A 14827-nucleotide genomic window follows, 5' to 3' on the forward strand; every position below is an offset into this window, starting at 1 on the left:
AGTTGCTGTTTTCGCAAAATCAACTCAGTAGGATGGCTAAGTATCCATATTAACAACTTGGATAAACGCACAAATCCTTCCTTCTTTTCCGTCTATCTGAGCATGCGTTGTGACTCGAGGGCTGAGGTTGAACCACCAGAGTTGAATTTTATCTCGTTGCCTCGAATGCCCTCAAGGCTTCTTCTCGCGAAAACTTTAAGTCTACGATCGGAAGAGGATAGTTTTTCCCGAGTGTCACCCCTGCCCCTTGCAGGACAAGTCCAGTCGCGTCCCATGGCTTGAATAAATACTTGTCAGGTACATTTTTTAGCTCTGGGACAAAGCTTCGCGTGTATTCACCCAACCTATCAAACTTCTCCCCTTGCAGTATTGGGTTGAAAATTCGGAAGTATGGCGCGGCATCGGCCCCGCACCCTGCAATCCACTGCCAGCTTGCTGAGTTGCTGGCGAGATCCGCATCCACTAGGCAATCCCAGAACCATTGCTCGCCTTGCCGCCAATCCAACAGGAGGTTTTTGACGAGGAACGACCCTACAATCATGCGCAAGCGATTGTGCATGTATCCAGTCTGCCAAAGCTCCCGCATTCCCGCATCCACAATGGGGATTCCGGTTTGCCCTCTCTGCCATGCCAGAAGGCGCTTCTCATCTTTGACCCATGGAAATCGGTCAAATTTTTTGTTCAGGTTCTCATTCGGCAGCTTAGGATTGTGAAGCAGAAGGGAATAGGAGAATTCTCGCCAGCCTAATTCACTCCGGAAATGGTCAATGTCAGATGTCTCTTCATAACTCCCCAATGCCCACCAAATCTGATTTGGCGAGATCTCTCCAAAATGAAGATGAGGCGATAGACGAGAAGTAAACGGCTTTGACGGATAATTTCGACCTTCTTTGTAGTTGGGTATTCCGTTCTCGAGAAAAGCGTAGAGCTTATCCTGCGCCGCTTGTTCTCCGTGCTTCCAATGAGATGCAACAGTATCGGTCCATGAACGCTTATCTAACAACTCCAAAGCATCTAGCTGTACTGAACTGGCCTGAGGATCACTTACTAGCTTCAATTCCTTGGGAACAGGCAAGGGCTTCCTTGGTTCGGGCGCTTGAAGGCAACCTTTACGATAAAAGGGCGTGAAAACACGGTAGGGCGTCCCATCAGACTTGTGAACGGTCCAAGGCTCCCAAAGCAGCGAACCGTTGAAGCTTTGTACCTTCAGCCCTGAGTGATCCAGCCACAGCTTTAACTCGGCATCAGTCTCAACGCGCCATGGTTCGTAGCTGCGGTTCCAGAAAACGGAGGTAACACTGTTGGTTTCAATGAGATTGGTCAGCACCTCTTTGGGAGAGCCGTGCATGATGACCAACCTGCCGCCTAGACTTTCATTCAATGCCTTAAGTGAATGATGCAGCCAGTTTTTTGAAGCCCCGCCTAAAGTGCGCCCGCCATCGTGCGTCCCCTCATAAATGTAGAGCGGCAATACGTTGCCTGCCTCACATGCCGCCGTAAGTGCAGGATTATCACTGAGGCGTAGATCCTGCCGAAACCAATGTATCGCGACTGTAGATGTCAAAGCTGCGTCTCACTGCTCATGAATGGGGCTAACGGGAATTTTAAGGTGATCCTTCGTTTTATCCATATCAGGCATTTATTGAATGCCGTTTTCAACTCAAGATGAACTAGGGTCTCACAGGCTTCATGCATTTTGAGGAAACAAATTGAAGGGCTGGATATGGAGTTGAGGGAAGATTTATCAACATGGAGCGGTAAAAGTAATTCCGCAATTTCAGAGATTTATGCCCGCCATCATGAAGAACCAAATTATCTAGCAAGGCTGGTTGGCTTGATATCGCAGCAGGATACAGAACGCGGTGCAAGTTGGTTGCTAAAGCATCACTTCGATCAAGGTGGCGGATCGTTACCCACACCGATTGTGTATAAAGTTTACTCCAGCCTTCCAACTCTGGGTCACTGGGAAGCAAAGCTGCATATATTGCAATGCATGGAGCATCTGCCAATTCCGGAAGCACACAGAGACACTGTAGAGCAGTTTCTGAAAACCGAAATGTTGGCAGAGAGAACTCTTGTTCGCGCGTGGAGCTACTATGCACTCGCGTTATTCACACAACGTTTCCCGGAAAACCTTGAGGAAAGCTATGATTTACTTGAGCAAAAAGTACTAGTTGAAACTGCCGGTTCCGTTCGTGTTCGACTGAGAAAGGCTTTGGACAAGCTGTCGAGACTGACCGCTGTGTAGCGGCATATGTTCAGTATAGCGGATATTCAGGGGAGGTTTGGTGGAGCCTAGGAGGATCGAACTCCTGACCTCTTCGCTGCCAGCGAAGCGCTCTCCCAGCTGAGCTAAGGCCCCAAACCAAGCGACGATATAGTATGAGCTCGAAAAACTCTCGTCGCGGATTTTAAAGAAAGAATGGTGGAGCCTAGGAGGATCGAACTCCTGACCTCTTCGCTGCCAGCGAAGCGCTCTCCCAGCTGAGCTAAGGCCCCACATTTCTTCTTTAAACAACGGCACTTCACTGGAAAGTTAGTGCCGTTGGAGGCGGAACATAGATGGACCGCCTCCATTTTTCAAGAGAATACTCTCTGCGCAGCCCACTGTTTTACAGGCTGTGGAAATATCAAAGCAATTTGCCATTATTGTGGATCACGCAAATTGCTCCAACATTTTGTTTTCGCAGGTATTCTTAATCCGAAAACCGGACCGATCTTTTGGGAAACCGCTTTAGGCTTCTTTTCCATCACGTGGAACAACGATGCCGGAGACTTCACCGTCCTCATCGTCTTCTTCATCGAGGAAAACGTCAGCATCATCGCCTGCGATGTCATCGGAATCTTCATCGAGCTCTGGGATATCGTCTTCACCTGAAGTTTCCGCATCGGCCTCTTCAAGAGATACGATTTCCACGTCCTCTTTGACCTTTGTTTCTTCAGCTTCTTTTTTCTGAACAGCTTTTACTGCCTTAGCAGTTTTAGCAGCCACGCCCAGATCAAACATGTCCCCACACTTAGGACAGATGATTGGATCGCGCTTCAGATCGTAGTATTTAGCGCCACACGCCGCGCACAGGCGCTTGGTTCCGAGTTCCGGTCTTGCCACGGTTCTCACCTTTATTTGTATCTCGTTGACGGCCCCCATAGCCTTAGGTTGGCCGTCATGTCAAAGATAAATCTTCTAAATCTTCCCGAAGTCGTACATTCACTGCTTTAATTTCGCAATAGTGCAATGCGCCCTAGGGTGACTGTCTGTTTCTTCCGTGCTAGGAGGAACTAGTTTTTTCAGTCTCGCAACCCCGGAAATGAACATGTCCCACAATTCGTCACCGCAAATTGTGGCCGCTCACAGCGGCTCCCCGTTAAACGGTCATATTAAAGTTCCTGGTGACAAGTCTATCTCCCATCGTTCATTGATGTTTGGTGCTCTTGCACTCGGCAAGACAACCATCACAGGTCTTCTCGAATCAGAAGATGTGATTGGTACTGCTAATGCAATGAACGCTGTTGGCGCAAAATGCGTTTGTCTGGACGATGGCACATGGACTGTTGATGGTGTTGGGCTTGGCAGCTTGCAAGAACCTGAAGCTCCCATTGATTTCGGTAATGCGGGAACTGGTGTACGTTTGGCGATGGGTATTTTTGCGAGCCACCCGATTGCCGTGACCATGACGGGCGATGCATCGCTTTCTGGCCGCCCAATGGGCCGTGTCCTAAATCCACTGCGGGAAATGGGTGTTCAGGTTGTGGCACGTAACGGTGACCGCTTGCCTGCCTCTATTCGAGGCAGCGATACACCTATTCCGATTACCTACCGTGTGCCGATGGCATCTGCTCAGGTGAAATCTGCTGTGCTTCTTGCTGGTTTGAACACGGCTGGCACCACCACGGTTATTGAACCAATTGCAACGCGTGACCATACCGAGAAAATGTTAGTTGGTTTTGGAGCGGACCTTTCTGTTGAACTTAACGAGACCGGCGAGCGCGTTATTACGCTTCAGGGTCAACCTAAGCTTCAAGCGCAGAACATTACGGTTCCCGGTGATCCATCTTCAGCAGCATTCCCGATTGTGGCAGCGCTGATCACTCCCGGTTCTGACGTGACTGTTGAAGGCATGCTGCTTAATGCGCATCGGACTGGACTTATCACTAGCCTTCTTGAAATGGGCGCTGATATTGCCATCTCGAATGAACGGGAAAGTGGCGGCGAGAAAATTGGTGACGTGCGCGCTAAGTATTCCAAATTGAAGGGCATTACTGTTCCGGCAGATCGCGCACCCTCCATGATTGACGAATATCCAATTCTCTCGATTGCTGCAGCGTTTGCTCAGGGTGAGACTGTCATGCTTGGTCTTGAAGAGCTGCGGGTGAAGGAGTCAGATCGTCTGGCTGCTGTTGCTCGTGGTTTGGAAGCAAATGGCATTCCGTGCATTGAAAAACAGGACAGTCTGACTGTTACTGGCGGGGCTAACAATATCGGCGGCGGCACTGTTACCACTCATCTTGACCACCGGATCGCAATGAGCTTCCTTATTTTGGGACTTGCTGCACATAAGCCGGTTCAAGTGGATGATGCAGCACCGATCGCAACAAGCTTCCCGACGTTCCTTTCTATGTTTGGAGAACTCGGTGGCAGGCTTGAAAATAAAAATGAGGAAGCTGCATGATTATTGCTCTGGATGGACCAGCGGCATCAGGCAAGGGAACGCTCGCTCGTCAACTTGCTGCACATTTTGGACTTCGCCACCTTGATACGGGTCTAACCTACCGGGCTGTTGCTGCTGCGCTGTTGGCGCGCGGTTTGCCACTGGGTGATGAAGACGTTGCAATCTCAGTTGCGCAGAACCTGGATCTTGACAACCTGGACCGTAACCAGCTGTCCGCTCATGAAATTGGCGAAGTTGCATCGCGCATCGCCGTTCTACCGGGGCTGCGTGTTGAGCTGGTTCGTTTGCAACGTGTGTTTGCAGAGCAGGAGCCCGGCGCGGTTTTGGATGGCCGCGATATCGGCACTGTTGTGTGCCCGGACGCCACCGCGAAATTGTTTATTACGGCTTCGCCAGTTGCGCGTGCAAAGCGCAGGACGGACGAACTCAACGGCAAGGGCATTCCCGCTGATCTGAATGAAATATTGGTGGATTTGGAGCGTCGCGACGAGCGTGACAGCACGCGAAAAGACTCTCCCTTAAAACCCGCAGAAAATGCGCACTTGCTTGATACGACAGAAATGGATATAGACTCCGCATTTCGTGCGGCTGTAAATATAGTCGAACACGCTCGGAAGTCAGCTGTTTCCTAACAGTTTCCGTGCATAACGTTCGTCGTTCAAGCTTCTGTCACGATAACAAAATTGGACAATCGCGACCGCTTTCGCCGGCCCACTTATTCGTAAGTGGTTGTTTTTTAACGCGAGTTGAAAACCGGGAGTGCTTGTCCTTGACCTTTAACACAAACCCGCCGGCGAACGCCATTCTTATGGCATCAGGAGATTTTATGGAAAATCAAAACTTTGCTGCTGAAGATTTTGCAGCTTTGTTGGAAGAATCCTTTGCGACTTCCGACCTTTTCGAAGGCACCGTTGTAAAAGGCATCGTTGTTGCTATCGAAAAAGACCTCGCCGTTATCGACGTAGGTCTGAAGGTTGAAGGTCGTGTTCCTTTGAAGGAATTCGGCGCTAAAGGCCGTGACGGCGATATGTCCGTTGGTGACGAAGTAGAAGTTTACCTTGAGCGCGTCGAAAACGCGATGGGTGAGGCTGTTCTGTCCCGCGACAAAGCACGCCGTGAAGAAAGCTGGGTTCGCCTGGAAGTTGCTTTCGAAGCTGGCGAAAAAGTTACTGGTCAGATCTTCAATCAGGTCAAGGGTGGTTTCACCGTCGATCTGGATGGCGCAGTAGCCTTCTTGCCACGTTCACAGGTAGACATCCGTCCAGTACGCGACGTTACTCCTTTGATGCACACTCCACAGCCTTTCCAGATCCTGAAAATGGACAAGCGCCGTGGCAACATCGTTGTATCTCGTCGTACCGTTCTGGAAGAAACACGTGCTGAACAGCGTTCTGAACTCGTTCAGAGCCTTGAAGAAGGCCAGACCGTTGAAGGTGTTGTTAAGAACATCACCGATTACGGCGCCTTCGTTGACCTTGGCGGCATTGATGGTTTGTTGCACGTTACCGACATCGCATGGCGTCGTATCAACCACCCAAGCGAAGTACTGACAATCGGTCAGACCGTGAAGGTGCAGATCGTTCGTGTGAACCAGGAAACACATCGCATCAGCCTCGGCATGAAGCAGCTGGAAACAGATCCATGGGATGGCATCGAAGCCAAATACCCACTGGATTCCAAGTTCTCCGGTCGTGTTACGAACATCACCGATTACGGCGCCTTCGTAGAACTGGAACCAGGCATCGAAGGTCTGATCCACGTCTCCGAAATGTCTTGGACCAAAAAGAACGTACACCCAGGCAAAATCGTTGCAACTTCCCAGGAAGTTGAAGTGGTTATCCTTGAAGTGGACGCTTCCAAACGTCGTATCTCCCTGGGCCTCAAGCAGACTTTGCAGAACCCATGGGATGCATTCGCACAGCAGTACCCAATTAACGCCACCGTAGAAGGTGAAGTTAAGAACAAGACTGAATTCGGTCTGTTCATCGGTCTTGAAGGCGATGTTGACGGCATGGTTCACCTGTCCGATCTTGACTGGAACCGTCCAGGCGAACAGGTCATCGAAGAATACAAAAAGGGCGACGTTGTTAAGGCAATCGTTCTTGATGTAGACGTTGACAAAGAGCGTATTTCTCTCGGCATCAAGCAGTTGGACGCAGATCCATTTGAGTCTGCTGGCGATGTTCGTAAGGGCGCTGTTGTTAAGTGTGAAGTTACCGAAATCAAAGACGGTGGCTTGGAAGTTAAGATTGCTGATAGCGACCTTGCTGCATTCGTACGTCGTGCGGATCTGGCTCGTGAACGTGGCGATCAGGATCCAACACGCTTCAACGTTGGCGACAAGTTCGATGCTCGCATCACACAGTTCGACAAAAAGACCCGTCGTGTAGGCGTTTCTGTCAAGGCGCTCGAAATCGCTGAAGAAAAAGAAGCAGTTGCACAGTACGGTTCTTCTGATGCATCTTCTTCCCTCGGCGACATTCTCGCTGCAGCTATGAAGAAGCAGACAGACGAATAAGATCTTCCTTTAGATCCTACGGAAAAACCCGGTCATTTGACCGGGTTTTTTTGTTGTCTGGATTTTGTCAGGTTGGAAGCTCTGCCTTAGCTGATGATTTTTTTAACGGCACTAATCAGCGGAGAGCGCATTCCTTTAGGCATGGCAAGCACCAAGCGTTTGACCAGCGGACGAAGATTGCCCAGCCAGAGATTTGCATAAACCCTGCCTTTGAAAGAGAGCGGACTTACCGCGTCAAAAACCGGAGCAACCTGCGAGGTCCATGTCATTTTGTAGCGTGACGCAGGCTTCAGGAAGTCAATTTTTCTCACATCCAGCTGGAAACACGCTTCGATTACATCCATCTGATGGAGCTTGCCTGGGCTGGATTGCTCATAGTCTGGATTCCAATCCGCCATGAACGCCGAATAGCAGCCATCGAACAGAAATCCCCATTCCGTCGAGATGGGTACATCACCGTGTTTCAGCTCCAACGCCACCAGCTCGCACCCGTCCCCTCCTGCGTGACATAATGAGAGGAGGAAGTTTTGCATTCCATCCCCCTCTAAAGCGCGAGACGTGTAACCCATGGCTTCAACCCAATACCTGCGCCCCTTCAAGGTTCGCAGGATCAACCGTTCCAGCTCAGCATCACCATGGCGGAAAATTCGGTGTGTCAGGCCATCAGATTTATGAAGGCGGTTGCGTTGATTGCGGATTGTCTTGCGAGAGCGTGCAGAAATTGACTTGAGATAGTCATCGAAATTCTCCCATTGCGTCAGATCCAGCCAAGGTGCGCCATCCTCTTCACCAACTGGCGTGAACTGCGCTTTGGCATAGCGGTCTAACGCTCCACCTTCTCGGATTTGTCGGAGATGGATTATATCAGCGCCGACACCTGTCAGATAGGGCCTGAGAAAAGCCATAAGCACAGAAGGATCATGACTTGGTGCAATGAGCATCTCTGAATATTGCTGAAACGGCTCTGCTAGCCCTGTGAGGACACGCAACGCCTTTTGCCGCTCCACTTTAAGCGGCAGGATTGCGACAAGTCTCTGTTGGTCATAAACAACAAAAATTCTTGCACTCTGCTGGACGTCCAAAGTTTGCAGAGCGGAAAAACTCCATGCAAAGCTTTGAAATACAGCATTTCCTAGTGTTAAACGCTCAAGCTGCAGCCATTGATCTTTGATTTGGAAGATAGCCTCTGCCGTCTCCAAAACCTCAACAGAGAGCAAATTCAGCGGTGTGGTAACAGAGCTATTTGCTGCATCAGCAAGGTCAGAGGATGCAAGAACATCAGACGGCAACAAACTTCTCCCTAAGCAATAAATCTAGGTCTCGACAAAATCGTATGAAATAACCGATTCTACTTCAGTCCTGATTTTTATACGTACTTATTTTCATCTAGTTAAAAGTATAAGTATTTTTGTGAAAATAGATCCCACTGATTTTTCGTGCTTCCGTTGGGGTCACTTTTGAGCAACACCCATATTCCCACTTTGTCTCACAAGTACAGAATAATCACAAAATTTCGCCGGGGAGCCGACCTGAAGCATCAAGGGCATAGAGTGAGAGGTGTTTATGTGTGCCTTGAAAGTACTGGAGTTCCCTCCATCCAGCATATTTGGAGCACCCCTCGTTGGTCCTCCCCAAGTTACTTCGAGACAAATACACAGCCTCCAATAGGCCATATAGAGTGGCTAAGGGACGAGCTGAGCTTGTGATTTTTCTAACGAAAGGCCTCCGAGCACGTAACAAAGCAGACTATTCGCGTTGATTGCGGCATCTTCAACTTTGTTTAATCGGGGGCGAATTCCAATAGTGGCCCTTTGCAATCTGCGGATCTTTAAAAAGACCGCTGCCGGATAATTAAGTACTCGACACTTAATAGCCGGGATTAAGAAGCCGACAATAGCGTCCCTCTTAACCCTCCAAACTTATCAGAGATGTTTATGATGTGAGCGAGCACAGCCAATAACGCTCATCTTTATCACATTCACTTAACGTCAATTTTAATTAATGTGAACGTAAATTCATTTTAACCTAAATAAACACAATAGATACTCAATAGTAAATTGCCTTATCAGCTCGATAGCATCGCTTAAGTTGCTATTCACTACCTAGGATCGAGTCATTTTTTTAAATTTTCTATTTCTGATTTCTATTTATCTTCAAGTAACATCTATATATTACCTTACATGGAGAGCAAGAGAGCATCTAACTCCGGTGTTTTTTAACTCCAAACTGCTGTTAGTCTTCGAAGATGGATGAGGTCAATAATAATAATAAGGCCCTCTGTTTTTTGAGGCTTCGGAATGCCCTAGCGGTCCGCCCGAAACCGCGGGGCTACTGGAAACCCGGTTTACGCCGTCCTTGCAGCAATCGGCTTTGGGTTTCCAATAGTGCGCGATGAATTACGCCCCTAATTCTCGCGTCAAAAATTAAGATCACTGAGTATGTCGGTTTTCAGAGCAATCGACCAAACAGTGGCCCAAAAAAAGACGAAAAGTCCAACTGGCCCCATGGCCTATACAGATCCCGTCCCGTTCTCAGCTCCCCCCCACCTCCTGAGAACGGGACGGATTTTTTATGCGATAAACATAGGTTTGTTGCGACCAATTGATTTTTCCGGGTATTACACTTTCAAAATACAGTGGTTTCCAACCAAGTTCTTCCAAATCAATGGGCCGCAAAAAATTATGAAGAATTCTGCTGATGAATGCCAAAACATGTCCCAGATCCGCGCGGAGATTGACCGTCTGGATTCTGAGTTGATTTCCCTCTTTGCTGAACGCTGGACGTACATCAACCGTGCCGCAGAAATCAAAAAACCAATAGGACTTGCCGCTCGCATTGAAAGTCGGGTTGAAGAAGTGGCCGGCAATGTGATCGCGCACGCAAAAACCAACGGTCTTGCCCCTAGCACCTATGAGACCATGTGGCGACATTTGATGGAAAGTGCAATTGCCCACGAAGAAGACTTGATGGAAACCGAAGAAAACGCGAAATAACATAGTATCGCCATTTTCTCAGCCATTCTAAGCAATTGGGGGGTGTAATCGGAAATTTCGCATGGATAGGCCTCTACTTCCCCCAAATTAACTGTTTAGCAGTCACAAAGCCTAGTTTATTGTCGTGTTTTTAGCGTCTGCGGAGAAAGAACACTTGGCTTATTCAAAAGGTTAGGTATTGTTTCGCTATAGTCGCTTAAATGAGTTTGACCGGGAAGACCCCATGAGTCTAGACAGTGACGTCCTTATTGACCGTAGACGCCTAAGACGAAAAGTTTCGTTCTGGCGCGTACTCAGTTTTTTGGCACTTGCAGCTTTGCTGTTGTGGGGCGGCGTGGAAGCCACAGGCTTTGGAGACCTCGCCCGTTCTCAAGATCATATTGCGCGTATCGAGATTAGTGGCACCATCACCTACGACCACCGCCAACTGAAAATGCTGGAGGCACTCGCTGAGGACGATTCCGTTCAGGGTGTGATTGTTTCCATCAACTCGCCAGGCGGAACGACGGCCGGCGGTGAGGCTATCTATAACGCTCTGCGCAAAATTGCTGAAAAGAAGCCTGTTACAGCCTCGATAACAACACTTGGCGCATCTGCGGCCTATCTTTCAGCGATTGCCTCTGATCACATCGTTGCACAATACACGACATTGACCGGATCAATCGGCGTTCTGTTTCAGTATGGCAACGCCAAAGGCCTGCTTGATAAAATCGGCATTCAGATCGACGCGATTAAAAGCGCTCCCTTGAAGGCTACACCAAATTTTTACGAGCCTGCCACACCTGAAGTCAAAGAAACCTTGAGGAGCTTGATCGACGATACCTATATGTGGTTCGTTGGTCTTGTTGCTGAACGAAGGGGCCTTTCTCAGGAACGCGCACTACAGCTTGCCAATGGTCAGGTTTACACCGGGCATCAGGCAAAAGAACTTGAATTGATTGATGAGATTGGCGGTGAGCATGCTGCTTACCAATGGCTCATTGATAAAAAAGGGCTTTCCAGCGATTTAGAAATTATCGATTGGAAGCCAGAATCAGAGGAGCGGTCTCTGCCGTTCCCTGCAAATTTATTGGGTTTTTTGGGAAGTGAGAGCCAAAATATGCTGCACTCACTCCTAAAAACAGCAAAAAGTGTCGTAGATTCAAGCCTACCGCTTGACGGTCTCGTGTCTGTTTGGCAGGCTCCAGATACGGAAACAGTCTCAGCACTTGGGGGGGCAAAGCATGATTAAATCAGAATTAGTTCAGACTATTGCGGAACGTAATCCACATCTCTATCAGCGTGATGTAGAGAACATCGTAAACGCCATTCTTGACGAAGTTACAGAAGCGCTTATGCGTGGTGACCGCGTTGAGCTGCGTGGATTTGGCGCGTTCTCCGTGAAGAACCGTCCTGCCCGCGTTGGACGCAATCCAAGAACTGGCCAAAAAGTTGAAGTTGGTGAAAAGTTCGTCCCGTTCTTTAAAACCGGCAAAGAAATGCGCGAACGGCTGAACGGCGGCACGGATCACGGCGAAGATTGATCCTGGAGAAATAAATTGGCTCGTTTCCTTCGGAATTTGCTGCTCATTCCTGTAGCAGTCTTACTTGTTGTACTAGCGGTTGCGAACCGGCACTCAACGCTGATTTCGCTCAACCCCTTTAACCCAGAAGACCCTATGCTGACCTTTAGCATTCCGGTGTTCTGGTTGTTGTTTGCTACTGTCGGATTGGGCATTGTGCTTGGCGGTATGGCAACATGGATGCGACAAGGCCGTTTTCGCAAGGAAGCCCGTGTTCAGCGGCGGGAAGCGAACCAACTTAAGCATGAAGCTGATTCACTCAGAAAAGTAGCTCAGGGCGACATTGCTCCCGGGCTACCTGCCCCGGATCATAAAAGGGCGGCCTAATAGCTTCACTGCTCAGCCAATAGTAGCTGGATTATGAGGTATGCGAACGCGCGTCATCACCGCTTAGGAAATTCAGGCTGTGATGAACTTTCGTGACCTTATCGAGAGGTTTCCGTGTGGGTGCGGGTATCGCTATCTCCGTGAGATCATAAAGTTTCTCGCCCAGCAAACTGGGATAGTAGTTCTCTTTTGATCTCCTCTGCATCGCACTATTTTGCCGCTCAAAACACAATAGAGGTCGGCTTTATTGGTACGCGGATTGAAAATAAGCTCCCTTCGCCTTCAGAACAGGAACAGAAGCTCATCCGGCGCTCAACAACTGACTGATGCCATGAGCGGGTTTCTTTCAACGTGCGCACCACAACGGATCCTAGCGGCGCAGTTCGTGGTGCTGACATTATTTGCTCTGCATCAGCCTCTCAACGCCCACATTCGCGGAGAATGGCTTCTGGAGGGCTGGCATCTTGATTTGGTGAGCTTGCCTCATCAAAAGCACGACGAAGGCGATATTGACGGAGTTTATGTCAGGGTGACCGCGCCGGTCGCCGTTTCTATGAGCAAATCACGCTCTATAAATCGACTGGAACTTCCTTGGCTGATCTGCCAACGCCGGTCGCATCTTTTTGTGTGTGTAGGCTGAAGCAGCCCACATCAGGTTACACCTTAATCTATTTCGTCCAGATCAGACTTCTTAAGAGGCGCATAGCTCGGCAAATGCCAGCCCCACGCAATTGCACCGCCGCGCAAGATCATGGCCATCGCAAAGCCAAGTCCTACAGCTAAATTGCTTTGCCCGGTCACCGAAATTGTGGCTGTATAGGTGATCGCTCCGGCAAGAGCTGCCGCAAGATAGATCTCTCGTTGTAACAAGGCAGAAGGTTGACCCGCGATAATATCGCGCAGAATTCCGCCAAATGTCGCGGTCCCAACGCCCATCAACACGGCAACAGCTGCGCCATCATCCAAAGAAATCGATTTGGCGGCTCCCATGACTGAGTAGGAGGCAACTCCGACGGCATCAAGCCATCTCAATGGACGCCCCCAAGCTTCTACCTTGTGGGCGAAGAACCACATGCCAACGGAGACAACAGCGCACACATAGAGGTAGCTATTATTTTCAATCCAGAAGACCGGAACATCGAGCAGGGTGTCTCTGAGAGTACCCCCGCCAATTCCTGTGAGGGAACAAAAGAACAAGAACGCAATAAAATCCTGACGCAAACGCGCGGCCACTAGCCCGCCTGTTACAGCAAAAACAGCAACGCCGAAAAAGTCCAAGTACTGCCAGATCTCAGAGTGCATTTGCATCAAGCCCGTTAATTTTTAAATATTTCTCAGATTTTCGAGGTGTTACTCACACTCAAACAAAAAGCAACCCAATACCTGCAATACTCCCAAACCCTACAATGGATTCGCAGTTGACCCACTAACAAAAAACGGGCCACTCAGTGAGTAACCCGTTTTTGAAACTTCGCAAAGATGAAAAAGCCTAGGCTTCTTTATCTAGTGTTGAACCCGGTCCTGCATTTTTGTCGGTTACAGGAACGATCTTTGGACCACCTTTGGAAATACCAACCATTGCGGGGCGCAGCACACGCTCACCAATGACGTAACCTGCCTGAACCACGTTCATAACAGTGTTGTTTGGCACTTCTGTGTTTGGAACTTCAAACATTGCCTGATGGAAATGCGGGTTGAACTTCTCACCTTCTGGGGAAAGACGCTTCACGCCGTGCTTTTCGAGGTGGTTGAGCATTTCGCGCTCTACCAATTCAACGCCTTCAACCAGAGCTTTGAGGTTCTCATCGTTCTGTGTTGCTTCGTCTGGCAGTGCATCGATTGCGCGGCCAAGGTTGTCATTGACCACCAGCATATCGCGCGCAAAACCAGCAATGGCGTAAACCTTAGCGTCTTTCACTTCTTTCTCAGTGCGACGGCGTAGATTTTCCATTTCAGCCATCGTACGCAAAGTACGGTCTTTGAGAGCTGCGTTTTCTGCTCTGAGTGCTTCGATTGGATCGACTTCCACAGCAGCTTCTACCTGCTCCGCCTCATTCGCAAAGGCTACTTCTTCAGCAACAACTTCTGGATTCAGCTGTTCTTCAGTGTGCGGAGTTTTATTTTGATCGCTCATCGTCATCCCGTCTCTTGAAACCTGCTCCAAATTGCTAGGAGCGAAGTAAAGCAAGGCTGCTGCTCGGCGCCCATGCTACAAAATTATTTGGACCCTATTTAGTCACTGTTTGCCAAAAACAAAAGACCTCCGGCCACATACATGCCCGGAGATCCTCAGAATGCCCGATTTTACTCAGCATTTCGTTGCAAATACCACCAAAATTAGGAGTACTGCTTGATCCAATCAGCAATTTTGCCCTTTGGCTGCGCGCCAACGAGAGTCGCAGCAGGCTGGCCGTCCTTAAAAAGGATCATTGTTGGGATAGAACGCACGCCGTAATTCATTGCGCTCTGCTGGTTGCTGTCGATGTCCAGCTTCACAATTTTAACTGCACCAGCCATTTCCTCGGAGATTTCTTCCAGGGATGGAGCAATCATCTTACAAGGACCGCACCAGGTCGCCCAAAAATCCACCAGAACTGGTGTGGAGCTCTTCAGGACTTCAGCTTCAAAGCTTCCGTCTTCAACTTTCACAGTGGCCATTTTTGCCTCTTCTATAATTTAGCGCGAGTCACCCCCAAATGAGCGAACTCTGTTGTCATGAAAATAAGAACGCGAGAGCCAAGCGTCAAGCGACCGAAT

General features: G+C 49.2%; 15 protein-coding genes and 2 tRNA genes. 9 read left to right on the top strand and 8 right to left on the bottom strand.

What is annotated here, in order from left to right; genetic code table 11:
* Nucleotides 1–148: 148 nt before the first annotated feature.
* Nucleotides 149–1564: a cryptochrome/photolyase family protein gene (locus BLS62_RS17770; protein WP_093183434.1), complete on the bottom strand. Its 1416-nt coding sequence runs from the start codon at nucleotides 1562–1564 to the stop codon at nucleotides 149–151.
* 132 nt (nucleotides 1565–1696) lie between these two features.
* Between BLS62_RS17770 and BLS62_RS17775 the strand changes: the two genes are divergently transcribed.
* Nucleotides 1697–2248, top strand: coding sequence for a hypothetical protein (locus tag BLS62_RS17775; protein WP_143521582.1), 552 nt, complete (start codon nucleotides 1697–1699; stop codon nucleotides 2246–2248).
* 38 nt (nucleotides 2249–2286) lie between these two features.
* Here the strand turns inward: BLS62_RS17775 and BLS62_RS17780 are convergent.
* The 3 genes from BLS62_RS17780 to BLS62_RS17790 form a co-directional block, all read right to left on the bottom strand.
* Nucleotides 2287–2362 (bottom strand) — tRNA-Ala (locus tag BLS62_RS17780).
* A 61-nt stretch (nucleotides 2363–2423) separates the two neighbouring features.
* Nucleotides 2424–2499, bottom strand: a tRNA-Ala gene (locus tag BLS62_RS17785).
* A gap of 235 nt (nucleotides 2500–2734) precedes the next feature.
* The gene (locus BLS62_RS17790; protein ID WP_093189130.1) at nucleotides 2735–3109 is read right to left on the bottom strand and encodes a TIGR02300 family protein; all 375 of its coding nucleotides are present in this window, start codon (nucleotides 3107–3109) and stop codon (nucleotides 2735–2737) included.
* A 205-nt stretch (nucleotides 3110–3314) separates the two neighbouring features.
* Here BLS62_RS17790 and aroA point away from each other — a divergent pair, with 205 nt between their 5' ends.
* The 3 genes from aroA (at nucleotide 3315) to rpsA (ending at nucleotide 7188) form a co-directional block, all read left to right on the top strand.
* On the top strand, nucleotides 3315–4670 hold the full coding sequence (aroA, locus tag BLS62_RS17795; RefSeq protein WP_200798537.1) for a 3-phosphoshikimate 1-carboxyvinyltransferase: 1356 nt from the start codon (nucleotides 3315–3317) through the stop codon (nucleotides 4668–4670).
* The gene (gene cmk, locus BLS62_RS17800; protein ID WP_093183438.1) at nucleotides 4667–5302 is read left to right on the top strand and encodes a (d)CMP kinase; all 636 of its coding nucleotides are present in this window, start codon (nucleotides 4667–4669) and stop codon (nucleotides 5300–5302) included. The genes aroA and cmk overlap by 4 nt, the downstream gene beginning before the upstream one ends.
* Nucleotides 5303–5496: 194 nt before the next feature.
* Nucleotides 5497–7188 carry a 30S ribosomal protein S1 gene (gene rpsA, locus BLS62_RS17805; RefSeq protein ID WP_093183440.1) on the top strand — a complete coding sequence of 564 codons (1692 nt, stop codon included), beginning with the start codon at nucleotides 5497–5499 and terminating at the stop codon, nucleotides 7186–7188.
* Between the two features lie 86 nt (nucleotides 7189–7274).
* Here the strand turns inward: rpsA and BLS62_RS17810 are convergent, their stop codons facing one another.
* Entirely contained in the window at nucleotides 7275–8477 is a 1203-nt protein-coding gene (locus BLS62_RS17810) for a GNAT family N-acetyltransferase (RefSeq protein ID WP_208990934.1), read from the bottom strand.
* Nucleotides 8478–9869: 1392 nt separating this feature from the next.
* Between BLS62_RS17810 and BLS62_RS17815 the strand changes: the two genes are divergently transcribed.
* From BLS62_RS17815 to BLS62_RS31390, 5 genes are all read left to right on the top strand, one after another.
* Nucleotides 9870–10181, top strand: coding sequence for a chorismate mutase (locus BLS62_RS17815; protein WP_093189136.1), 312 nt, complete (start codon nucleotides 9870–9872; stop codon nucleotides 10179–10181).
* 223 nt (nucleotides 10182–10404) lie between these two features.
* Complete coding sequence (gene sppA / locus BLS62_RS17820; RefSeq protein WP_093183444.1) at nucleotides 10405–11412, top strand: signal peptide peptidase SppA; 1008 nt, start codon at nucleotides 10405–10407, stop codon at nucleotides 11410–11412.
* Nucleotides 11405–11704 (top strand): integration host factor subunit beta, encoded by a 300-nt coding sequence (locus BLS62_RS17825; RefSeq protein WP_093183446.1) that lies wholly within the window; start codon nucleotides 11405–11407, stop codon nucleotides 11702–11704. The genes sppA and BLS62_RS17825 overlap by 8 nt, the downstream gene beginning before the upstream one ends.
* A gap of 15 nt (nucleotides 11705–11719) precedes the next feature.
* Entirely contained in the window at nucleotides 11720–12070 is a 351-nt protein-coding gene (locus tag BLS62_RS17830) for a LapA family protein (protein ID WP_208990935.1), read from the top strand.
* A gap of 331 nt (nucleotides 12071–12401) precedes the next feature.
* Nucleotides 12402–12710: a hypothetical protein gene (locus BLS62_RS31390; protein WP_200798538.1), complete on the top strand. Its 309-nt coding sequence runs from the start codon at nucleotides 12402–12404 to the stop codon at nucleotides 12708–12710.
* A gap of 23 nt (nucleotides 12711–12733) precedes the next feature.
* Here BLS62_RS31390 and BLS62_RS17840 read toward each other — a convergent pair whose 3' ends face one another.
* The 3 genes from BLS62_RS17840 to trxA form a co-directional block, all read right to left on the bottom strand.
* A complete protein-coding gene (locus BLS62_RS17840) occupies nucleotides 12734–13372 on the bottom strand; it encodes a trimeric intracellular cation channel family protein (RefSeq protein WP_093189141.1) in 639 nt (212 codons plus the stop codon).
* A 187-nt stretch (nucleotides 13373–13559) separates the two neighbouring features.
* The gene (gene grpE, locus BLS62_RS17845) at nucleotides 13560–14204 is read right to left on the bottom strand and encodes a nucleotide exchange factor GrpE (RefSeq protein WP_208990936.1); all 645 of its coding nucleotides are present in this window, start codon (nucleotides 14202–14204) and stop codon (nucleotides 13560–13562) included.
* Between the two features lie 203 nt (nucleotides 14205–14407).
* Nucleotides 14408–14728, bottom strand: coding sequence for a thioredoxin (gene trxA, locus BLS62_RS17850; RefSeq protein WP_093183450.1), 321 nt, complete (start codon nucleotides 14726–14728; stop codon nucleotides 14408–14410).
* Between the last annotated feature and the right edge of the window lie 99 nt (nucleotides 14729–14827).

The organism is Pseudovibrio sp. Tun.PSC04-5.I4, assembly GCF_900104145.1.
Classification (GTDB): domain Bacteria; phylum Pseudomonadota; class Alphaproteobacteria; order Rhizobiales; family Stappiaceae; genus Pseudovibrio.